Source organism: Amycolatopsis sp. PS_44_ISF1, from assembly GCF_032335455.1.
Classification (GTDB): Bacteria; Actinomycetota; Actinomycetes; order Mycobacteriales; family Pseudonocardiaceae; genus Amycolatopsis.
Map to the genome: position 1 here is coordinate 1,546,973 of NZ_JANUXO010000001.1, position 20,485 is coordinate 1,567,457.

Consider the following 20,485-nt stretch of genomic DNA (forward strand, 5'->3'; position numbering starts at 1 on the left):
TCCGCCCGGGGTCTCGCCGCGGAGCAGGCCCGGCGCCGGGCCGGTTTCAGCTCAACCGGTTCGTGAGCGAGTTCGTCACCGACAGCTCCTCCAGGTCCAGCTCGCGCAGCACCTTGCGCAGCACGTCGTCGTCGAGCCGGCCCGCGCGGTTCTCCGCGATGATGGCCGCGCGCTGGGTGAGCAGCAGCTCCTTGCGGGCCTTCGCGAACTGGGCCTGCGGGCTGGCGCCGCGCTCCTCGCCGGACAGGGTGATGGCGGCCTTCGCGAAGCGGTAGCGGGTGTCGATCACCCGTTCCAGCCGCTGCCGCATCCGCGCGGCCTTCTCCTCCGGTATGTCCATTGTGGCCAGTCGTTCGGTGGTGATCTCCCGTAGCCGTTCGTGGGCGGCCGTCTGCGCGACCTCGCGCGCGGCCAGCTCCTCGGCCTCGTCCCGGGCGGCCTCGCCCGGGTCCTGCACCTTGAGCAGCCGGATCAGCGGCGGCAGGGTCAGCCCCTGGACCAGCACCGTGCCGATCGCCACGGTGAAGGCGAACAGCTGGATCTCCTCACGCCCCGGCGTCCCGATCGGCACCCCGGAGGCCGCCGCGAGCGTGACCACCCCGCGCATGCCCGTCCAGGAAACCACGGCCAGCGCCCGCCACGACGTGCCCTCTCGGGCGCGGCCGAACAACCGCAGCGTCCGGGGCAGGTAGCTCGACAGGAAGACGGCCGGGATCCGCACCAGCATGGTCACCGCCAGCACCGCGAGCGCGACCAGCGCGAGCGTCCCGTCGTCGCGGGCCGCGTGGTGCGCGCCGTCGAGCACGAACGGCAGCTGCAGGCCCATCAGCGCGAACACCAGCGCCTCCAGCAGCACGTCGATCGACGCCCAGACCGAGCGGTCCTGCATGCGCGTGGCCGGCGACGCGGTCAACGCCCGGTGCCCGAGGTAGAGCCCCGCGGTGACCACGGCCAGGACCCCGGAGCCGCTGAACTCCGGGCCGAACGGGTGCAGGTGCTCCGCCGTGACGTAGGCCGCGAACGGGACGATGATGCCGAACGCCGACTCCAGCAGCGGGTCGTCGAGCCGGCCGCGGAGGAACACCACCACGAACCCCGCGGCCAGCCCGACGGCGATGCCCAGCCCGGTCGCCACGGCGAACACGGCGAACCCGTGCCCGATCGACCCCGCGGTCCCGGCGACGGCGGCCAGCGCGACCTTGTACAGCGTCAGCGCGGCGGCGTCGTTGACCAGGCTCTCCCCGGTCAGCACGGTCATGATCCCCCGCGGCAGGCCGAGCTTGCGCCCGATCGCCACCGCCGTCACCGCGTCCGGCGGCGAGACCACGGCGCCGAGCACCAGCGCGGACGCCCAGGGCAGATCCGGCAGCAGCAGGTGCACGACCACCGCCACCACCACCGCCGTCAGCGCCACCAGCAGCACGCCGAGCGAGACGATCGGGCGCAGGCTGGCGCGGAAGTGCGTCAACGAGCTTTCCAGCGAAGTCGAGTACAGCAGCGGCGGCAGGACGACGGTGAGGATCAGCTCGGGCTCCAGCTCGATCCGCGGCATCCCGGGGATCAGGGCGACCCCGAGCGCGACGACCACGATCAGCAGCGGCGCGGACAGGTTGTACCGGCGGGCCAGCGCCGTCAGCCCGAGCGCTCCCGCGAGGACGCCCACCAGCGTCAAGGTCTCCATACCCCGCATCTTCACCCAAGCGCCGGGCTCGCGCTCGGCCCGGCCGCCCGCGAACCGGCCCGGGAGCGCCCGGCCGGCCGCGGGAAGTCCACAGTGGATCCGCGAACCCGATCCGCTCGCGGCCCCTCGGACCCCGATGGGTCAGCCGAGTTCCTTCAGCTCCTGCTCGACCGCTTCGAGTTCCGCGGCGGAACCCTGGACCTTCGGGCCGGTGAACCACTTCCGGGCCGAGAGCACCCACCACAGGCCGGCGCCGCCGAGGACGACCAGGAAGGCGATCGGCGTGTAGTTGAACGAGTCGACCGTGACCGGGTAGGCCTGCGGCAGCATGAACAGCACGAAGATCACCACGACCCACGCCGTGGCGATGATGCCGATCGGCTTGCCCCAGCGACCGAGGTTCCAGGGGCCCTTCTCGAAGCTGTCGCCGCGACGTACGCGGAGGAACACGGGGATCACGTACGCCACGTACAGGCCGACTGTCGCGATCGACGTCACTGCCGCGTACGCCGTGGCGCTCCAGAGGTACGGCAGCGCCAGGATCAGCGCACCGCCCGCGGCCAGCCACACGGCGTTGGTCGGCGTCTGGGTGCGCTGGTTGATGCGGTGCCAGAACTTCGAGCCGGGGACGGCGCCGTCGCGGGCGAAGGCGTAGATCATCCGGGAATTGGCCGTCACCGACGCCATCCCGCAGAACAGTTGCGCGCCGATGCAGATCAGCAGCAGGAACTTGCCGGTGACGGCCCCGGTCGCGTCGATGAAGATCTGCGCCGGCGGCACGCCCGTGGCCGAGGTGACCGCGCCGCCGTAGTCCTGGATCGCGAAGGTCAGCCCGATCAGCAGGATCCACCCGGCGACCAGTGAAACCAGGATCGAATTGATGATCCCGCGCGGACCGGCCTTCGCGGCGTTCTTGGTCTCCTCGGTCATGTGCGCCGACGCGTCGTACCCGGTCAGCGTGTACTGCGCCAGCAGCAGCCCGAGCGCGAACACGTAGATCGAGGAGCCCCAGCCCGTCTGGTTCACGAAACTGCCGAACACGAACGACGCTTCCTGGTGCTTGCCGGGCACGAAGACCAGCACGCCCACGATCACCAGCACCCCCGCCAGGTGCCACCAGACGCTGACGCTGTTGAGGACCGCCACCACCCGCACGCCGAAGGTGTTCAGCGCACCGTGCACCACCAGGATGATCGCCAGCAGCAGGATCGTGTGCCCCGGCGTCGCGCCGAAGCCCCACTGCAGGTCCAGGAACGCGTTCAGGAACAGCGCCGCGCCGAAGTCGATGCCCGCGGTGACGGCGATCTGGCCGATCAGGTTGAACCAGCCGGTGAACCACGACCAGGCCGGACCGTTGCGCGTCGCCAGCCGGGCGGCCCAGTAGTACAGACCGCCCGCCGTCGGGTAGCTGGAGCACACCTCGGCCATGCCGAGCCCGACCAGGACCACGAACACCCCGACCAGCGGCCAGCCCCAGATCATCGCCGCCGGCCCACCGGTCTTCAGGCCGAACCCGTAGAGGGTCAGGCACCCCGACAGCACCGAGATGATGGTGAACGACACCGCGAAGTTCGAGAACGAGGACATCGTCCGCTTGAGTTCCTGCGCGTAACCGAGCGCGTGCAGGCGTGCGCTGTCCTCATCGGTTTCGTCGGGCTCGGCGGTCTGCTGGTCGGAGACATCCATCGGGCACCCACCTGAAAGGTATGTGGACAGACCATTGAAGTTCCGGAGAAGCTAGCCCGGTCGCTCGACGGGTGTCAAGGTCGTGTCCCGGCCGTGCGAGGAGTCAGCGACCGAGGAAGTCGTGCAGCGACTCCAGCGCCGTGTCCGGCTGATCCGCGAAGAACCCGTCGACCCCGGCCTTCAGGAACGCGGCCTCCTCGGCGAACACGTTGCCGAACGCGGTGGGATCGGCCGAAGAGCGCAGGTTGGCCGGCAGGAACGGGTTCTCGTTGCGGAAGGTGTACGGCTGCACCTCGAGGCCCGCCCGGTGCGCGTCGGCGACCAGCGCGCTCGGCTCGGTCAGGTTGCCGGCCGCGTCGAGCGGGATCACCTGCGACTTGTCCGGCCCCAGGTACTTCGCGTACTTCGCCACCTCGCGCAGGCCCGCGGGCGTCACGAGGTCGGCGTAGGTGCGCTTGTCCCCGGACGCGACGAAGTCGGCCGGTGCGCCCGTCGCCGAGGTGAGCTGGAGCAACGGCACCCGGACCTGCCGGTGCAGCGCGATCAGGTTCGACACCTCGAACGACTGGATGGCCACCGGCGCGTCCGGCCGGTTCAGGCCGTTGCGGTTGAGGATGGCCACCAGCTTCGGTTCGATCGGGTTGCCGAGCTGCCGGAAGTGCGTCGAGTGCTTGACCTCGGGATAGGTGCCCAGCGTCCGGTGCAGTTCGCGGCCCAGCCGGCGGGTCAGGTCCAGCACCTGCTGGTACGTCGGCACCTCGAACCGCCCGTCGTAGAGCCGGTTGTTCGGCCGGTTGCCCGGGATCCGCTCCTTCGCGCGCAACGTCTTCAGCTCGGCCAGGGTGAAGTCCTCGGTGAACCACCCGGTCAGCGAAACGCCGTCGATCACCTCGGTCTTCTTGCGCGAGGCGAACTCGGGGTGGTCGGCGACGTCGGTCGTGCCGCCGATCTCGGGCTCGTGCCGGGCGACGAGCTGCCCGTCCTTCGTCGGCACGAGGTCGACGTCGACGAAGCCGACGCCCATCCGGAAGGCGAGCTCGTAGGAGGCGAGCGTGTGCTCGGGGCGGTAGCCGGGCGCACCCCGGTGGCCGATGATCACGGGGTCATCGTGCCCGCGGCCCTGGGCCACCGCACCCGCTGCGACCGGCTCGCTCGCCGCGGCGGGGCCGATGGCCAGTCCCGCCACGCCGAGCAGGGCCAGTCCGGACAGGGCGAGCACGCCCACGCGTTTGCGCTTCATGGGAAACCTCTCTTCACCCGGCACCCCGCCTGGACGACGGGCCGCTCACGACATACCGCGCCACCCTCACAGCCGCAAGCGTCGGGAGCGAGGTGGAGGAGGGGACGATGGGTCGACAACCGGGTAAACGACGCATGGAATCCCGTTCGGGGCCGGGCCGGGCGGACGGCGGCATGGTCGGCCCGAGGGCACCCGGTTACCCTGTTCGGCGTGCGCGTACTGGTAATCGGGTCCGGCGCCCGTGAGCATGCACTCGTCCTCGCGGTGTCCGGCGATCCCGCCGTCACCGCGCTCGCCTGCGCGCCCGGCAACGCCGGCACCGCCGCGGTCGCCGAGCAGATGGGTGTCGAAGCGGCCGAGCCCGAGGCGGTCGCCGCCCTGGCCAAGGAGTGGCAGGCCGACCTGGTGGTCGTCGGCCCCGAGGTGCCGCTGGTCGCGGGAGTCGCGGACGCGGTGCGCAAGGCCGGTATCGCCTGCTTCGGCCCGTCCGCGGCGGCGGCCCGGATCGAGGGCTCCAAGGCGTTCGCCAAGGACGTGATGGCCGCCGCCGGGGTCCCCACCGCCCGCAGCGAGGTGGTCGACACCCCGGCCCGCCTCGACGCCGCGCTCAACCGCTTCGGCCCGACCTGGGTGGTGAAGGACGACGGGCTGGCCGCGGGCAAGGGGGTGGTCGTCACCGAGGACATCGAGGTGGCGCGCAAGCACGCGCTGATGCTGCTCGACGGCGGTCACCCGGTGCTGCTGGAGTCCTTTTTGGACGGCCCGGAGGCCTCGCTGTTCTGCTTCGTCGACGGCCGCACCGTGGTACCGCTGCTGCCGGCGCAGGACTTCAAGCGCCTCGGCGACGACGACAAGGGGCCGAACACCGGTGGCATGGGCGCCTACGCGCCGCTGCCGTGGGCTCCGGGGAACCTGGTGGCCGAGGTCGTCGAGAAGGTCGTGCAGCCCGTGGTCGACGAGCTCGACGAGCGCGGTGCCCCCTTCTCCGGCCTGCTCTACGCGGGCCTGGCGCTGACCTCGCGGGGCCCGCAGGTGATCGAGTTCAACTGCCGCTTCGGCGACCCGGAGACGCAGGTCGTGCTGGCCCTGCTGCGCTCGCCGCTCGCGGCGCTGCTGCACGCCACGGCCACCGGCAAGCTGGCCGAGCACCCGCCGCTGGAGTGGTCGGGCGGCGCGGCGGTCACCGTGGTCATCGCCGCCGACGGCTACCCCGGCAAGCCCCGCACCGGCGACGTGATCAGCGGCGGCGAGGTCGAAGGCGTGCTGCACGCCGGCACGCGGCGGCGGGACGACGGCGCGGTGGTCTCCTCCGGCGGCCGGGTGCTCTCCGTGGTCGGCACGGGCAAGTCGCTGAAGTCGGCGCGCAAGCACGCGTACGAGGCGGTGGACCGCGTGCGCCTCGCGGGCTCGCACCACCGCACCGACATCGCGCTGAAGGCCGCGAGCGGCGAGGTCGACACACCCGTCGGGGCCTGAACTCCCCGGGCCCGAACTTCCCCGGGCCCGAACTTTGCGGCGGACTTCGCCTCGGCGGTACGCGGTCGTTGGTAGCCTCTTACCGGGTCCGTCCGATCACCGTCCGTGGGTGAGGGGTAGCGCATGGCAGGAAGCAGTCCGCTGTCCGACCTCGCGTCGTCCGTGCCGGCGGCGCCGGGGGTCGCGGACATCGTCGTCGCGCCCGGCAAGCTGCTGGACGTCGCGCGCGTGGTCGAAGAGCAGGTCAGCGCGTTGGAGGACAAGCTGCTGACCCGCCTCGGCGAGTTGCGGATCGACACCCCGGCGGCCGACGCGGTGAGCGTGAACGCCACCGCGGCCTGGAACACCGTCGTCGCCGAGGGCGACCAGTCGTACGTGGCCCAGGTGCGCCAGTACGTCGCCAACCTGCACCAGCTCGTCGCCCAGCTTCGGGACGCGGCCGAGAACTACCAGGCCAGTGACGCGGACAAGGCCGCGGCGTTCGGGGATCGCGGTGCCCACGGCATCCACTAGGCGGTCATCCACCGTGCGGGCATCCACCGGGCGGTCATCCGGGCGATGGGCCGCGGCGGCCGTGGTCCTGGGCTCGCTCGGCGTGGCCGGTTGCTCCGCCGGCGACTCCGGCACGGCCTTCCCGGTGGAGACGGCCGCGACCGCGATGTCGCAGGCGGCCAAGGCCTCCGAGCTGCCCCCGCGCCCGGCCGAGCTGTCCTTCACCGGCCTCGACCCCTGCGATCTGCTGGCCCAGGTGCAGCTCGACGAGCTGGAGGTCACCGGCGTCCCGCGCCGGGCCGCCGACCCACCGGACGGGCCGACCTGCGTGTTCGACGTCGGCAAGACCCCGCCGTTCCGCGCCTACCACCTGCGGACGGTCGGCGCCGACCTGCAGCAGTGGCTGACCGGGGCGCGGCGGAAGAGCAGCATGACCACGACGCCGGTGACCGTCGCCGGCTACCCGGCGCTGACGAACTACCGCGCGGGTGGCGACCCTTCGGACTGCGAGACTCTCGTCGGGGTCGCGAAGGGGCAGACTTTGGCCGCGCAAGCGTTTGCGATCAGCGCCGGCGCGGACAATCAGCAGCAGTTGTGCACCATGTCCACCCACGCCGCCGAGCTGGCGGTGCAGAACCTGAAGTCACGGAGCTAGGGAGGGCGTGTGGAGATCTCCGACCTCGCGGGCAGGATCCGCGACCACCGTTTCGACGGCTGGACCGACACCGCCATCGCCACCGAGATCGAGCGGTTCGGCACCGGCGACGGGATCGGCAGCATCGGCACCGCGGTCGACGCGCTGAAGGCCGTCGCGACCGCGCTCGCCGACACCGACCACACGTTGCGCACGCAGCTGACCCAGCTCGGCGTCGAGTGGCAGAGCGAGGCGGGCGGCGCGGCCGGGCAGGTGTTCACCGAGCAGGCCGGTTTTTCCCACGACGCCACGACGAAGGTTTCGCACACCGCGGAGATGCTGTTCGCGCAGGGCGAGGCCTTCAACCGCACCAAGTACAAGCTGCCGGACGCCGACACCGTGCTGAAGGGTGCGGGCGGGTACACCGTCGGAGATTCGCTGGCCAGCCTGATCGGCTTCGAGACCGACCACGCGGCGCAGGTGGACGCGGCGCAGGACGCGCGCAGCCAGGCGCTCGAAGCGTTGAACGCGTACGCCCAGCAGAGCGGCGAAAACCTGCTCTCGACCGAGACGCTCAACCCCCCGCAGGCCCTGACCATGACCGATCCGGGTGCGCGGCGGAGCGTGACCGACCTGGCCGGGTCCGTGGTCGACGTGACCCCGGACGGGAGCGTCAAGCCGGCCTCGGCCTCGGTGCGGTCACGCCACGTCGAGCCGCCGGTGGTGCAGCCGGTCGGCAATTCGCCGGTCGACCCGCCGACGCCCGCGTACGGGATCGCGGTACCGCGGCCGGCTACCCGGCCCGGAGCCGGACCTGGTGGCGGTGCCGGTGCCGGGTCGGGCTCTAGCTCGGGTTCCGGCTCGAGTTCGGGTTCCGGCTGTGGTGATCGCACGAGGCCGTCTTCGACCCCGGACCCCGGAGGGCGGGGGCCGGTTCGGCCGCCGTCGTCCGGCGGCGGGGCCGAGCCGTCGCCGGGACGCGGGACGGCGCACGAGCCCAGCAGCGGTCCGGGCCGCTCCGGCGGTCATTCCGGTCCGCTGTCCTCCGGCGAGCCCGGCCCCGGCTTCCCCGGCTCGGGTCCCCGCTCCAGCGCCGGTGGCGCCGTCGGCCGTCCGCCGATGAGCGGTTCGGCCGCGCCCGGCGGGTCCGGGACCGCCGCGGACGAGGTGTTCGGCCGGGCTCCGGCGGGCGGGACCGGCGGGGGCGGCTCCCCGCTCGGGCGCGGCCGGATCGTCGGCAGCGGGCCGGAGTCGGCGATGCCGTCCGCCGCGAGCGTGAGCCCGCCGGCGGTGCCCGAAGGCGGCGAATCGGCGGGTGAGCTGGGCGCGGGCGCCGCGGTGCTGGGCGCGGGCGCGGTGGGCGGCGCGCTGAGCGGTGAGCCGGAGCGGCCGGGCCGTGGCTTCGGCGGACCGCCGGGCAAGGGCCCGGTGCGGCCGCTGCCCGTCGACGACCTGCCGGAGGAGGAGGCGATCGCGCTGCGCAAGACCGAGCAGATCACGCCCGGGCCGCCGCGAGGCGACGCGAGGTTCCTCGCCCCGGCCGCCACGAAGGGCGAAGAGGACGAAGAGCACGTGCGCCGGTTCGGGGTCGAGGACAAGGACCTGTTCGACGACCGGCGGATGGTCCCGCGCCACATCATCGGGGACAAGCAGGGGGATGGGCACTGACCGTGAGCCTGGTGCTGTCGGCGCTCGAGTTCGAGGTGTTGTGGGAATCGCTGGAGCTGCCCCGGCGCCCGGCCGCGCTGAGCGTGCCGTCGCCGGGGCGGGCGCACTCCGAGCGGGCCGAGCTGGTCGATTCGGCGTGGCGTTCGCTGGCCTCGCGCCGGCTGGCCCGCGGCCGTCGCGCCTCGGGTGAGCTGATCGACCAGCTGCACCTGCTGGCGCGTCCGCAGTACGCGGTGGACGCCTGGGTGTGGGCCGAGCGGGAGATCCACGGGCGCGCGGTGAGCCAGGGCAGCCAGGCCGTGCTGGCCGTGGTGGACGCCGACCAGGTCTGGCTGATCCCCGCGCGCGAAGGCGCCCTGGCCGAGGCCGCGGTCCCGGTGGCGGGCGAGCTGGCCCCGGGGGTCGGCCAGTCCATCTCCGTCCCCCACGACCTGCTGGTCGCCGCGGACGCCAAGGCCCAGGGTGACCCGAAATCCCTGGTCACGGCGTTGGAAGACCGTGGGCTGGCGCTGTGGGAAGCCCAGGAGCTGGCCGGCATGCTGATGGGCCAGGAGGCCCGCGGCCAGTTCTGCGCGGAGCGCACCCTGCGCGACGGCACGGTGCGCCGCTCCCCGGAGGTGGCGGCGTTCTTCGACACGGACGCGGGGCGCTACCTGTTCCAGCTCACCGCCGACGCCGACGGCCGCCACTGGGCGACGGTGGCGCCCGCGGACAACGCGTTGCTGGTGGCCCGGGTGCGGGAGTTGCAGGCCGGTCTGTGAACGGCCGTTCGCCGGGGCCGGCCCCGAATTTCGCCGAGGCCCGTTCGACCCGCGGAGCTGCGGTTGCGCGCTTGTCCACCGCCGATCGCACTCGGGGGTGGAAGTTGCGGGAGATCCGTACCCCGGGCGGGATCGAGGTCCTAGAGTAATCGGGGGAACCGGCCTGGTTGCGCCCACGTCCGAGCAGCCGGGGAGAAGACTTTCAGAAGGGGATGACAACCGTGCCTGTCTACGACGCCGATTCGATGGCCATCGCGGCCCGGCAGGTGGAAAAGCTGAAGGACGAGTTCGAAAAGTCCAAGCGCCACCTCACCGGTGTCGACGACGAGCCGGACAGCCCGTTCGGCACCATGGGCGGTTCGAAGGACGTGCACGGCGCGGTCGGTTCGTTCAAGTACGGTGTGCACACGGAGTTCGACGCGGCCGGAAAGCTGATGGAGGCGACCAGCTTCGTGCTGCGCAAGGCCGCGGGCCTGGTCGAGGACATGGACCAGGTGGCGAAGAGCGACGTCACGCTGCACGTGACCGGGAACCAGTGAGGGCAGGCGGAATCGTGGTTGAGGGGGGAGCAGGGTGGCGCTGATCGATTTCCCGCCGAACTGGCCGACGGTGATCCAGGAGACGGCCAAGGTCGACGGGATCAAACCCGAAGCGATCGACAAGGCGGCGCAGCAGTTCAAGGACTCGGCCGGGCAGGCGGGCGATCACAGCGCCGCGCTGAAATCGTCCACCGATTCGCTGGCCGGCGGGGTGTGGAAGGGCGAAGCGGCGGACGCGTTCGTCGCGTACGTCCGGCAGATCACCACCGCCGGTGACCAGGTGCAGTCGCACCTCAAGGAGGTCGGCGACGACCTCAGCAACCTGTCCTCGGACCTCGGCACGCTCAAGACCAAGGTGACCGGCGCGCGCGACGACGCGCAGAAGGCGATCCAGAAGGTCATCGACAACACCACGCCGAAGATCCAGGCCGCGCAGAGCGCCGAAGCCGCGTACGCGAAGTCGGACAAGAAGGGCCCCGCGCCCAGCCCCACCGCGCAGTCGCTGATCGACCAGGCCAACACGGCCAACCAGAAGACCGCGGCCGACGCGGCGGCGACGATCAGCCCGTTGCTGGAGCAGGCCGACACCCTGGTCAAGAAGTCGCAGACGCTGATGCAGACCCAGATCAGCGGCGGGTACAAGGACGTTCCGCTGCCCGCCGGGGACGGCACCGTCCCGCAGAGCACCGGCGGCATCCACAGCAACGGCTCCTCCGGCCACCACGGCGGTGGGGGCGGCGCAAGTGGCGGTGGTGGTGGTGGCGGGGCCGGTGGGGGTGGCCTCGGCCCGAGCGGCGGTCCGCCGTCCTCCCCGCCGCCGGGGAACGTGCAGCAGTGGATCGAGGAAGCGATCAAGGAGCTGCAGGCCGCCGGGGTGAACGTGACCGAGGCCGACATCCCCAACATCTGGGCGATCATCCAGCACGAGTCCGGCGGCAATCCCAACGCGATCAACAACTGGGACTCCAACGCCGCCGCCGGTCACCCGTCCAAGGGCCTGATGCAGTGCATCGACTCGACGTTCACCTCGAACAAGCTGCCGGGGCACGACAACATCTACAACCCGGTCGACAACATCATCGCCGGGGTGCAGTACTCGATCCACCGCTACGGCTCGGTCGGGAACGTGCCCGGGATCCAGGCCATGGCGCACGGCGGCGCGTACCGCGGCTACTGAGCGACCACGGCGAACCCCCGGCCCGGGCGAACTGGCCGGGGGTTTCCCTTGTCCCCCTTCGCGAAGGGCCAGGCGGGCTACCGCCACCGCACGCATCCCGTTCGACGAGGACGCCCGGACCGCTCGCCCGGGTTGTTAGCCTGACGGGCATGGTCGACCTCGCCGGTTTCGCCGGTCCCGCGCAACGCTCCGGCGTGCCGCCCTTCCACGTGATGGACGTGCTGTCCGCGGCGCAGGCCCGGCAGCGCAGCCACGGTGACCTGGTCTCGCTCGCGGCCGGGCAGCCCTCGGCCCCGGCGCCGGCCGCGGTCCGGCGGGCGGCGGCCGAAGCGCTGGGCCGCCACCACCTCGGCTACACCGAGCAGCTCGGGCTGCCCGAGCTGCGAGAGGCCGTCGCGGGGCACTACCGGCGGACCTACGAACTGGAGCTCAGCGGGCAGGACGTGGTGCTGACCACCGGCTCCTCCGGTGGTTTCCTGCTCTCGTTCCTCAGCGCGTTCGACCCCGGCGCGCGGGTCGCGATGGCGCGGCCCGGCTACCCGGCCTACCGGAACCTGCTGAAGGTGCTCGGCTGCGAGGTGGTCGAGTTCGAAACCGGACCGGAGACCGGCTTCCAGCCCACCGTGGCCCAGCTGGACCGGCTCGGGCCGCTGGACGGGCTGATCGTCGCGAGCCCCGGCAACCCCACCGGCACCGTACTGGCGCCGGGTGAGCTGGCGGCCATCAGCGGGTGGTGCGCGGCCCACGGCGTCCAGCTGATCAGCGACGAGATCTACCACGGCATCTCCTACGGCGGCGGCCTCGACTGCGCCTGGCAGTACGGCCGTGAGGCGCTGGTGCTCGGCTCGTTCTCCAAGTACTTCGCGATGACCGGCTGGCGGCTCGGCTGGATGCTGGTGCCGCCGCGGCTGCACCGCGCGGTCGACGTGCTGACCGGCAACTTCACCATCTGCCCGCCCGCGCTGTCGCAGTACGCGGCTCTCGCGGCCTTCACCCCCGAGTCCTACGCGGAGGCCGACGCGCACGTCGAGCACTACCGCCGCAACCGCGACCGGCTCTTCACCGGGTTGAAGAGCATCGGCATCCAACGGCTCGCGCCCGCCGAAGGCGCCTTCTACGCCTACGCCGACGTCTCCGAGTACACCTCCGACAGCCTCAGGTGGTGCCAGCGCCTGCTGGCCGAAACCGGGGTCGCGATCGCGCCCGGCATCGACTTCGACCCGGTCGACGGTGGCCGTCACGTGCGGTTCTCCTTCGCCGGCGCGGCCGAGGACATCGACGAGTGCGTGCGCCGCCTCGGGGCCTGGCTGCCGTGACGGCGGTCAGGGGGAACCCCGATATCCCCCTGAAGTCCGGCCGGGAAGCGAGAGTTTTCGCCGCGACGGTGGCAGGCTGGAGTTCACCGGGCCGAGAGCGGCTGCGGAAACGGCATCGGAGGAGCCATGTTCTGGAAGATCGTCGGAGGGCTCATCGTCGCCTGGATCGCCTTCATGGTGCTCGGCGCGGTGATCGGCTTCCTGTTCAAGGCCGTCCTGTGGATCGCCGTGATCGCCGGTGCGGTTTTCCTGGGCACCGCGGCCTACGGCGCGATCAGCGGCAAGAAGAACGCCAAGCAGGTGGGCCGGTAGTCCCCAGCTTTCGGTGAGGGCCTGGCCGGAAGGCCCTCACCGCGTCGGAGACTCAGCCCAGGGCCGCGCGGGCGGCTTCGGCCCCGTCCCACCGGTGCGCCTGGATGCCGACCGACCGGGCACCGTCCACATTGGTCTGACGGTCGTCGAAGAACAGGCACTGGCCCGGCTCGGCCCCGAGCTTTTCCAGCAGCAGGAGGAAGATCTTCGGGTCCGGCTTCGCGCAGTGGACGTCGCCGGAGAACAGGGTCTCGCGGAACACCCGGGACCAGTCCTGCGCCCGCACCCAGCGGCCGAACGAGGTGGGCGCGTTCGAGAGCAGGGCCAGGTTCGCGCCCGCTTCCGAAAGCGATTCCAGCAGCTCCAGCGAAGACGGCGCCAGGTTCGACCAGCCCGCCACGTCGATGCCGGTCAGCTCGTCCGAAAGCGCTTCGTCCACCTTCGCGCCGAACCGCGCGCCGACGGCCGTCCAGTACCCGAGGTCGGCTTGGCCGCGGTCGTACGCGTCGCGCTCGGCCCAGTACGCGGCTTCGAACGCGTCCACGGCCACGCCCATCGTCGCCGCCAGCTTCGGCATGGCCGTGGTGCGGGTGGAGAGCACCTCGCCGTAGTCGAACACGATCCAGTTCGTCACTTCGCCCCCAGTTCTCACACGCCGGTCCTGATCCGGCGCACCGCTTCTTCGACGTCGGCGGCCGAGACGTCCCGGTGCGTCACGAACCGCACCTTGCCCGCCATCGGAACGACCCGGATGCCCAGCGACTCCAGCCACTCCAGCGCCGTGCGCAGATCCGGGACGTCGGCCAGCACGATGTTGGTGTCCGGGGTCTCGACGCCCCAGCCGTGCTCGGCCAGCCCGACGGCCAGCCGCCGCGCCAGCTCGTGGGTCTCGGCCAGCTCGTCGATCCGGCCCAGCGCGACCAGGCACGCCGCGGCGAGCACCCCGCCCTGGCGGACGCCACCGCCGAGCATCTGGCGCATCCGGCGGGCGCGCTCCACGAACTCGACGCTGCCCGCGACGACCGAGCCGACCGGCGCGCCGAGGCCCTTGCTGAAGCAGGCCGAAACGCTGTCGACGCCGACGGTCAACGCGGCCGGAGGCACCTCCAGCGCCACCGCCGCGTGCCAGATCCGCGCGCCGTCGAGGTGCACGGTGAGCCCGGCCTGCTTCGCGACCGACATCAGCTGCGCGTGCTCGTCGGGTGGGGTCACCGCGCCACCGGCCGAGTTGTGGGTGTTCTCCAGGCACAGCAGCCTGGTCCGGAGCGTGTAGTACGGACCGTCGGGGCTGATCGCGGCGGACAGCGCGTCCGGCGTGCAGCGGCCGGGGCCGGCGTCGTGCTCCAGGATGTCCGGCATGCCACCGGCCAGCCAGGCGGCCGAGCCCAGCTCGCTGGTCAGCACGTGGGCGCCGCGCATCGCGAGGAAGCGGTCGCCGCGCTCCAGGTGGAGGCTCAGCGCGATCAGGTTGGCCATCGTCCCGCTGGGCGTCCACAACGCGGCCGGCATGCCCAGCACCTGGGCGGCGCGCTGCTCCAGCTCGGCGACGGTGGGGTCGGTGCCGATCACGTTGTCGTCGACCTCGGCCTCGGTCATGGCCCGGCGCACGACGTCGTCCGGGCGGGTGACGGTGTCGGAGCGGAAGTCGAGGGGCTGCGGAGTCCAGGTCACGTTCCGATCACATCACACCTGCGGCCCGGCGATCAACGTGAGGCGGGGGTGGAGGGAATCCGGGGACTAGTGCAACCTGGGACGCCCCCGGTTCCGTCCTCCAGGGCGGACAGAGAAGAGCGGAGCGCGAAACCGCGTGGACCAGCGCGACGAACAGGAGTTCGCGGAGTACTTCGCCGCGAGGCGGGACGCCGTGCGCCGGACCGCGTACATGCTCTGCGGTGACTGGCACAAAGCGGACGACCTGGCCCAGACGGCCTTCGTCGCGCTGCACCGGAGGTGGAAGAAGATCAGGGATCGCGCGGCGACCGACGCGTACGTGCGCAAGACGCTCGTGCGGGCGGTCATCGACGAGTCGAGGCGGCCGTGGCGCCGGGAGTGGCAGACCGAAGTGCTGCCCGAACCGCGGCCGGACGAACCCGGGCTCGACGAGCGGGTCGCGGACCGGGAAGCGCTGCACACGGCATTGCGGGAGGTCCCGCCGAAACAGCGCGCGGTGCTGGTGTTGCGGTTCTTCGAGGGACTGGACGTCACCGGCGCGGCGAAGGTGCTGGGCTGCAGCGAAGGCAACGTGAAGAGCCAGACCGCCCGCGGGCTGGCCAACCTGCGTCAGGTCCTGGACCGGGAGGTGGAGGCCAATGGATGAGCGGGACATCGCGAAGGTGTTCTCCGGCGCTCCCGACGACGCGCCGCCCGCCACGTTCACCAAGGAGGACGTGGTCCGCGAGTCGCAGCGCCAGACCCGGCGCCGGCGCACCCGCATCACGGCCGGGGCCGGGGCGTTCGTGCTGGTCGCCGTGGGATTCGGCGGTTACGGCCTGTTCTCCGGGCCCGGGGGCGGCGAGAGGGTGAACTCGGCCGTGGGACCCGCGCAACCTGGCGTGTCGGCCGCACGTCCTCTGGGTACTGGGGAAGCACCAAGCTTCCCGGCCCAGCCGTCTCAGCAGGGAGACAGCGGGGTCGCGAAGACCGGCCCTCGGGTCGAAGGCGCCTCCGGGTGCGAAAGGGTGGACTGGGAGCTCGCCACAGCCCTCGCTGGCGAGCTCCCAGGCCACTTCGCCGCCGGTCAGGCTTCTCCGGGCAGCGTCTGTACGACGGCGACGCGCGCGGCTGGGTTCCCCCTGCCGGACGGCATGGTTTCCGCGGCGGTGTTCGCCCGCGGCGCTCCGGTGGCCGTGCCCGAGCAGCCCGCGGACGCGGTGACCGTGCGTCAGCCCACGGCTTCGGGGGGGACTCTCGTGCTGGTCGGGGTGCCCGGGACGACCGGCCACCCGGCCCCGTACGCCGATCGGCTGGGCACGATGGCGGCGGCGCTGGCGGCCCGCTTCTGATCGAGGCTCGTGGGCGACTGCGGTGGTGAAGGCCGTACCGGCCCCTCGCGGGTGCTCGAACTGGCAGAATTCACCGCCATGACGGCAGCAGCGACCACCCCCAAGGGCGAGCGGCGACGGGCCGCGCTCGTCGAGGCCGCGGCGGGTCTGCTCGCCGAGGGCGGGTTCGACGCCGTGCGCCACCGGGCCGTGGCCGAGCGCGCGGGGCTGCCGCTGGCGTCCACCACCTACTACTTCGACTCGCTGGAAGACCTGGTCACGGCCGCGGTCGAGCACCATTCGACCGTCGAGCTGGCGAACGGGCAGCGCCAGCTCGAGGAGCTGGCCACCCGCAACCGCGGGGTCCAGGCGACCGTGGAGCTGGTGCTGGACCTGCTGCTCGGCCCGTCGAGCGGCGATCCGGAGGCCGACGCCGAGGCCGTGCTCCTGCGGTACGAGCGGCTGGTCGCCACCGGTCGGCGGCCCTACCTGCGGCCGTTGATGCGCACGCTGTCCGCCCGGCTCAACGAGCTGCTGACGGCGATCTTCGCCCGCTCCGGCACCCCGGTCGGCGAGGCGGAGCTGGAGAAGCTGGTCGCGCTGGTGGACGGTGCCGTGGTGAACGCGCTGATCGCCGTCGACCCGGCCCCGCGCGCGGCGGCCGCCCGCATGTTGCAGACGGCGCTGGCCGAGTCCGGCCAGGACTGAGACGGGCCTGAGACGGGACTGGGGTTCACCGGTCCGCAATCCGGTTCTGAGTCCACTCAGGACAGTCGTTGGGAACGACGCGGGCCCGGGAGCCTGACCCGGGCTCGGGGGAGCGCGCTCACACCGTTGCCGCCAGTACGAAGCTGGGCGAGCCGGAGGGGTAACGCTCCGGTTCCGCTTCTCCCAGTTCGGACAGGGGGAACGCGATGATCGCGTCCTCGTCCTGCGCCGCGACGTAACACCGGCCGTCCACCAGGGCGAAGTGGCGCGGCCCCGCTCCGCACGCCTGGTCGGCCACCGCCGACGGCGTCGTGCCGGTGAAGGCGGTGACGCAGTCCGGCCCGCGGTTGGACAGGTAGAGCGCGTCTTCGACGATTTCCAGGTGCGCCGCCAGATTCTTCACCTCGGGCTCGGCCCAGCTCGACCGCACGGAGTCCGTCACCTCGAACGCGCCCGGCGCGGTCTCACGCAGGGTCAGCAGCGTGCCGGCCAGCTCGCCGACGACGTACGCGGTCGTGGTTCCCGGCCGGCGCACGAGCTGGCGCGGTCCGGTGCCCGGCGGCAGGGCGGTGACGGCCAGCGGGGTGAGGCGGCCTTCGGTGGAAAGCGCGTAGCTGCGGATCTCGTCGGTGCCCAGGTCCACGGCGCTGACCACGGAGCCGTCCGGGGACGGCACCGCCATGTGCACGTGGGCGGCCGCCTGGCGTTCGGCGTCCGGACCGTGGCCTTGGTGCCGAACGAGGTCGGTGCGTTCGTCGATGCGGCCGTCCGGGCTCAGCGCGAACACGGCCAGGCTGCCGCCGGTGTAGTTGGCGCAGACCAGGAACCGGCCGCCGGGCGTGACCGCGAGGTGGCACGGGTCCGCGCCGCCGGTGCCCACGACGTCCAGCGCCTCCAGTTCCCCGCCGGCGAGGGAGACCGAGGTGACCTCGCCGCTTCCGGTCTCGTTGGCGGCGTAGACCATCGGCACCGTCGGGTGCTTGACCAGCCAGGACGGCGAAACCATCGGCAGCGTCGTTTCGAGGGTCAGCGCGCCGCCGATGCCACGGCGGAAAGCGGAGATTCCGTCGCCGTTCCCACCCGTTTCCGCGGTGTAACAGCCGACCAGCACGAGTTCGGTCATTCCGGTTCCTTCCTGACCAGTGCGGCGACCCGCGCGCGGATGTCCTCCGCGGTGCCGCGGGTCAGCGCGGAGCCGAGGCCGCACGCGACCGCGCCGGCCGCGAGCCAGCTCGGCACGGCTTCGAGCGCGACCCCACCCGTCGGCACCAGCGGCGCCTGCGGCAGCGCGGCCCGGACGTCGGTCACCCACTGCGGTCCCAGCGCGGACGCGGGGAAGACCTTGACCGCGTCGGCCCCTTCCTCCAGCGCGCGCACGATCTCCGTCACCGAGCCCGCGCCCGGCAGCGCGGCCGCGCCGTACCGGCGCGCGGCGCGGATGACCCCGGTGTCGACGGATGGCGACACCAGGAACCGGGCCCCCGCGCGGATGGCGAGCACCGCGGCGGTCTCGTCGAGCACGGTGCCGGCGCCGATGATCGCGTCCGGGTAGGCCGCCGTCAGCTCCTCGATCGCGGCCAGCGCGCCGGGGTTCGTCAGCGGGAGCTCGACCGAGTGCAACCCCGCGTCCAGCACGGAACGGGCGGCGGCCACCGCCGAAGCCGCGTCGGGGGTCCGCACGATGCCGACGACTCCCTGCCGCAGCATCGCGTGGGTGATCTCCCAGCGGTAGCTCATCGTGGTGCCTCCAGTGCGGTTCGTCCGACCGGGGCCGGCTCTCGCGCGGCCTCGTCGCGTTGCTACACCACCACTGTGGCCACCCCGCTGTCCACCTCGGCGGTCGCGGCACGGCGGGGGGAGAACGTGCGCCAGGGCACATGCCGGCCTGCTGGTCCGAATCCCCGGGTGCCCGTCCGGCAGGGTGGTCGGGGGTTCGGAGCGAAAGGCGGGATGGCGATGTCCATGCGGACGGCGGTGGTGACCGGGGCGGCTTCCGGGATCGGGGCGGCGACGGCCCGGCGGCTGGTCACGGACGGGTACCGCGTGATCGGCGTGGATCTCGCCCCGCTGCCCGAGGGCCTGGGCAGCATCCAGGGCGACGTGACCTCCGACGACACCTGGCAGCACGTGATCGACGTGGCCGGCCCGGTGGACGCGCTGGTCAGCAACGCCTACGCCCCCGCCACCGGCCCGCTGCACGAGCTGACCCGCGAGCAGTGGCAGCACCAGATCGACGTGAACCTGACCGGCTCGTACCTCGCGATGAAGGCCTGCCTGCCGTCGTTGCGGAAGCGGCGCGGGTCGGCGGTGCTGGTCTCCTCGGTGCACGCGAGGTTCGGCCTGCCCGGGCATCCGGCGTACGCGGCGAGCAAGGGCGCGCTGGTTTCCCTGGCCCGCCAGCTCGCCGTCGAGTACGCCCCCGACGTGCGGGTGAACGCGGTGCTACCCGGCCCGGTGCTGACCCCGGCGTGGGACGCGATCAGTCCCGAGGACCGCGAGCGCAGCGCGCGGGCGACCCCGGCCGGGCGGCTCGGTGACCCGGCCGAGGTCGCCGCCGCGATAGCGTTCCTGCTCTCCCCGGCGGCCTCGTTCGTCACGGGCGCCGACCTGACCGTCGACGGCGGCTGGTCGGCCGCCAAGGACTCCGCCTGAAGGGGGCAGCGTGAAGATCACCGGTGTCGAGACGTTCCTGGTCGCGCCGCGCTGGCTGTTCCTCAAGGTCAGCACCGACGAGGGGATCAGCGGCTGGGGCGAGCCCGTGGTGGAGGGCCGCGCCGGTACCGTGCGCGCGGCCGTGCACGAGCTGGCCGAGCTGGTCCTCGGGCGGGACCCGCTGCGCATCGAGGACCACTGGCAGGTGTTGCGCCGCGGCGGTTTCTACCGCGGCGGACCGGTGCTCTCCAGCGCGCTCGCCGGCTTCGACCAGGCCCTGTGGGACATCGCGGGCAAGGTCCGCCAGGCCCCGGTGCACGAGCTGCTCGGCGGGCCGGTGCGCGACCGCGTGCGGGTGTACTCCTGGGTCGGCGGCGATCGCCCGTCCGGCCTCTTCGACGCGGTGTCCGCGCAGGTGGAAGCCGGTTTCACCGCGGTCAAGATGAACGTCGCGGGCCCGCTCACGCCCATCGCGTCACCGGCGGAGGCGAACGCCGCGCTGGCCCGCGCGCGGGAGGCCCGCGAGGCGCTGGGCCCCGAGCGGGACCTGGCCATCGACTTCCACGGCCGGGTCTCGCCCGCGATGGCGCGGCGGCTGGTGCGGATGCTCGAAGAGGTGCAGCCGATGTTCGTCGAGGAGCCGGTGCTGCCCGAGACCCAGGGCGGCGCGCTCGCCTCGGTGGTGGCCGCTTCGACCGTGCCCGTCGCGGTCGGCGAACGGCTCTACTCACGCTGGGAGTTCAAGCCGGTGCTCGACGCGGGGGTCGCCGTGGTCCAGCCGGACCCCTCGCACGCGGGCGGAATCTCGGAGCTGCGGCGGATCGCTTCGCTCGCGGAGGTCTACGGCGCCCACCTCGCGCCGCACTGCCCGCTGGGGCCGATCTCCCTGGCCGCCGCGCTGCAGGTCGCGTTCGCCACGCCGAACTTCCTGATCCAGGAGCAGAGCGTCGGCATGCACTACCACGACGGGCTGGAGCCGCTGCGCTACCTGATCGATGCCGAGCTGTTCCGGTTCACCGACGGTCACGCCGCGCGCCCGACCGGTCCCGGCCTCGGCATCGAGGTCGACGAGGCGGCCGTGCGCCGCGCCGACGAGACCGGCCACACCTGGCGCTCCCCGGTCTGGCGCCACGAAGACGGCGGCCTGGCCGAGTGGTGAGCA

The 20,485-nt window shown here is 72.5% G+C and carries 21 protein-coding genes; 14 read left to right on the forward strand and 7 right to left on the reverse strand.

Annotation, left to right across the window (positions count from 1 at the left end; all coding sequences use genetic code 11):
* Positions 1–46: 46 nt before the first annotated feature.
* The 3 genes from NYF13_RS07010 to NYF13_RS07020 form a co-directional block, all read right to left on the reverse strand.
* On the reverse strand, positions 47–1,681 hold the full coding sequence (locus tag NYF13_RS07010) for a Na+/H+ antiporter (RefSeq protein ID WP_315655013.1): 1,635 nt from the start codon (positions 1,679–1,681) through the stop codon (positions 47–49).
* Positions 1,682–1,822: 141 nt separating this feature from the next.
* Positions 1,823–3,367: an amino acid permease gene (locus NYF13_RS07015; RefSeq protein WP_315655015.1), complete on the reverse strand. Its 1,545-nt coding sequence runs from the start codon at positions 3,365–3,367 to the stop codon at positions 1,823–1,825.
* 103 nt (positions 3,368–3,470) lie between these two features.
* Positions 3,471–4,607, reverse strand: a complete 1,137-nt coding sequence (locus tag NYF13_RS07020) for a glycerophosphodiester phosphodiesterase (RefSeq protein ID WP_315655016.1) — start codon at positions 4,605–4,607, stop codon at positions 3,471–3,473.
* A 210-nt stretch (positions 4,608–4,817) separates the two neighbouring features.
* Here NYF13_RS07020 and purD point away from each other — a divergent pair, with 210 nt between their 5' ends.
* The 9 genes from purD to NYF13_RS07065 all read left to right on the forward strand — a co-directional run bounded on the left by purD (position 4,818) and on the right by NYF13_RS07065 (position 12,982).
* Positions 4,818–6,083, forward strand: a complete 1,266-nt coding sequence (gene purD / locus NYF13_RS07025; protein WP_315655018.1) for a phosphoribosylamine--glycine ligase — start codon at positions 4,818–4,820, stop codon at positions 6,081–6,083.
* 123 nt (positions 6,084–6,206) lie between these two features.
* Positions 6,207–6,596, forward strand: coding sequence for a PE domain-containing protein (locus NYF13_RS07030; protein ID WP_315655019.1), 390 nt, complete (start codon positions 6,207–6,209; stop codon positions 6,594–6,596).
* A gap of 13 nt (positions 6,597–6,609) precedes the next feature.
* Entirely contained in the window at positions 6,610–7,230 is a 621-nt protein-coding gene (locus tag NYF13_RS07035) for a DUF3558 domain-containing protein (RefSeq protein ID WP_315655022.1), read from the forward strand.
* Positions 7,231–7,239: 9 nt separating this feature from the next.
* The gene (locus NYF13_RS07040; protein WP_315655023.1) at positions 7,240–8,877 is read left to right on the forward strand and encodes a hypothetical protein; all 1,638 of its coding nucleotides are present in this window, start codon (positions 7,240–7,242) and stop codon (positions 8,875–8,877) included.
* A 2-nt stretch (positions 8,878–8,879) separates the two neighbouring features.
* Positions 8,880–9,638 (forward strand): ESX secretion-associated protein EspG, encoded by a 759-nt coding sequence (locus NYF13_RS07045; protein ID WP_315655025.1) that lies wholly within the window; start codon positions 8,880–8,882, stop codon positions 9,636–9,638.
* A gap of 221 nt (positions 9,639–9,859) precedes the next feature.
* Entirely contained in the window at positions 9,860–10,177 is a 318-nt protein-coding gene (locus NYF13_RS07050; protein ID WP_315657244.1) for a hypothetical protein, read from the forward strand.
* 34 nt (positions 10,178–10,211) lie between these two features.
* Positions 10,212–11,354: a WXG100 family type VII secretion target gene (locus tag NYF13_RS07055; protein ID WP_315655027.1), complete on the forward strand. Its 1,143-nt coding sequence runs from the start codon at positions 10,212–10,214 to the stop codon at positions 11,352–11,354.
* Positions 11,355–11,503: 149 nt separating this feature from the next.
* Positions 11,504–12,670: a pyridoxal phosphate-dependent aminotransferase gene (locus NYF13_RS07060; RefSeq protein WP_315655029.1), complete on the forward strand. Its 1,167-nt coding sequence runs from the start codon at positions 11,504–11,506 to the stop codon at positions 12,668–12,670.
* Positions 12,671–12,796: 126 nt separating this feature from the next.
* Positions 12,797–12,982, forward strand: coding sequence for a hypothetical protein (locus NYF13_RS07065; RefSeq protein WP_315655030.1), 186 nt, complete (start codon positions 12,797–12,799; stop codon positions 12,980–12,982).
* A 52-nt stretch (positions 12,983–13,034) separates the two neighbouring features.
* Here the strand turns inward: NYF13_RS07065 and NYF13_RS07070 are convergent, their stop codons facing one another.
* Complete coding sequence (locus NYF13_RS07070; protein ID WP_315657245.1) at positions 13,035–13,559, reverse strand: HAD-IA family hydrolase; 525 nt, start codon at positions 13,557–13,559, stop codon at positions 13,035–13,037.
* Between the two features lie 71 nt (positions 13,560–13,630).
* Positions 13,631–14,653, reverse strand: a complete 1,023-nt coding sequence (locus NYF13_RS07075; RefSeq protein WP_315655033.1) for a GntG family PLP-dependent aldolase — start codon at positions 14,651–14,653, stop codon at positions 13,631–13,633.
* A gap of 136 nt (positions 14,654–14,789) precedes the next feature.
* Between NYF13_RS07075 and NYF13_RS07080 the strand changes: the two genes are divergently transcribed.
* The 3 genes from NYF13_RS07080 (at position 14,790) to NYF13_RS07090 (ending at position 16,671) form a co-directional block, all read left to right on the forward strand.
* Positions 14,790–15,299 (forward strand): SigE family RNA polymerase sigma factor, encoded by a 510-nt coding sequence (locus NYF13_RS07080; protein ID WP_315655035.1) that lies wholly within the window; start codon positions 14,790–14,792, stop codon positions 15,297–15,299.
* Positions 15,292–15,984 (forward strand): hypothetical protein, encoded by a 693-nt coding sequence (locus NYF13_RS07085; RefSeq protein WP_315655037.1) that lies wholly within the window; start codon positions 15,292–15,294, stop codon positions 15,982–15,984. The genes NYF13_RS07080 and NYF13_RS07085 overlap by 8 nt, the downstream gene beginning before the upstream one ends.
* 78 nt (positions 15,985–16,062) lie before the next feature.
* Positions 16,063–16,671, forward strand: a complete 609-nt coding sequence (locus tag NYF13_RS07090; RefSeq protein WP_315655038.1) for a TetR family transcriptional regulator — start codon at positions 16,063–16,065, stop codon at positions 16,669–16,671.
* 118 nt (positions 16,672–16,789) lie between these two features.
* Here NYF13_RS07090 and NYF13_RS07095 read toward each other — a convergent pair whose 3' ends face one another.
* Positions 16,790–17,794 carry a beta-propeller fold lactonase family protein gene (locus tag NYF13_RS07095; RefSeq protein ID WP_315655040.1) on the reverse strand — a complete coding sequence of 335 codons (1,005 nt, stop codon included), beginning with the start codon at positions 17,792–17,794 and terminating at the stop codon, positions 16,790–16,792.
* On the reverse strand, positions 17,791–18,408 hold the full coding sequence (locus NYF13_RS07100; RefSeq protein WP_315655041.1) for a bifunctional 4-hydroxy-2-oxoglutarate aldolase/2-dehydro-3-deoxy-phosphogluconate aldolase: 618 nt from the start codon (positions 18,406–18,408) through the stop codon (positions 17,791–17,793). The genes NYF13_RS07095 and NYF13_RS07100 overlap by 4 nt, the downstream gene beginning before the upstream one ends.
* 225 nt (positions 18,409–18,633) lie before the next feature.
* Between NYF13_RS07100 and NYF13_RS07105 the strand changes: the two genes are divergently transcribed.
* Together NYF13_RS07105 and dgoD are read left to right on the forward strand one after the other, a co-directional pair.
* Positions 18,634–19,323 (forward strand): SDR family oxidoreductase, encoded by a 690-nt coding sequence (locus NYF13_RS07105; protein ID WP_315657246.1) that lies wholly within the window; start codon positions 18,634–18,636, stop codon positions 19,321–19,323.
* Between the two features lie 10 nt (positions 19,324–19,333).
* The gene (gene dgoD / locus NYF13_RS07110) at positions 19,334–20,482 is read left to right on the forward strand and encodes a galactonate dehydratase (protein WP_315655043.1); all 1,149 of its coding nucleotides are present in this window, start codon (positions 19,334–19,336) and stop codon (positions 20,480–20,482) included.
* Positions 20,483–20,485: the final 3 nt, after the last annotated feature.

Coding starts and splice junctions, on each gene's coding strand:
- NYF13_RS07010 (WP_315655013.1), bottom strand. CDS start 1,681: ATGGAGACCTTGACGCTGGTGGGCGTCCTCGCGGGAGCGCTCGGGCTG.
- NYF13_RS07015 (WP_315655015.1), bottom strand. CDS start 3,367: ATGGATGTCTCCGACCAGCAGACCGCCGAGCCCGACGAAACCGATGAG.
- NYF13_RS07020 (WP_315655016.1), bottom strand. CDS start 4,607: ATGAAGCGCAAACGCGTGGGCGTGCTCGCCCTGTCCGGACTGGCCCTG.
- NYF13_RS07030 (WP_315655019.1), top strand. CDS start 6,207: ATGGCAGGAAGCAGTCCGCTGTCCGACCTCGCGTCGTCCGTGCCGGCG.
- NYF13_RS07060 (WP_315655029.1), top strand. CDS start 11,504: ATGGTCGACCTCGCCGGTTTCGCCGGTCCCGCGCAACGCTCCGGCGTG.
- NYF13_RS07065 (WP_315655030.1), top strand. CDS start 12,797: ATGTTCTGGAAGATCGTCGGAGGGCTCATCGTCGCCTGGATCGCCTTC.
- NYF13_RS07070 (WP_315657245.1), bottom strand. CDS start 13,559: ATGCCGAAGCTGGCGGCGACGATGGGCGTGGCCGTGGACGCGTTCGAA.
- NYF13_RS07085 (WP_315655037.1), top strand. CDS start 15,292: ATGGATGAGCGGGACATCGCGAAGGTGTTCTCCGGCGCTCCCGACGAC.
- NYF13_RS07090 (WP_315655038.1), top strand. CDS start 16,063: ATGACGGCAGCAGCGACCACCCCCAAGGGCGAGCGGCGACGGGCCGCG.
- NYF13_RS07095 (WP_315655040.1), bottom strand. CDS start 17,794: ATGACCGAACTCGTGCTGGTCGGCTGTTACACCGCGGAAACGGGTGGG.
- NYF13_RS07100 (WP_315655041.1), bottom strand. CDS start 18,408: ATGAGCTACCGCTGGGAGATCACCCACGCGATGCTGCGGCAGGGAGTC.
- NYF13_RS07105 (WP_315657246.1), top strand. CDS start 18,634: ATGCGGACGGCGGTGGTGACCGGGGCGGCTTCCGGGATCGGGGCGGCG.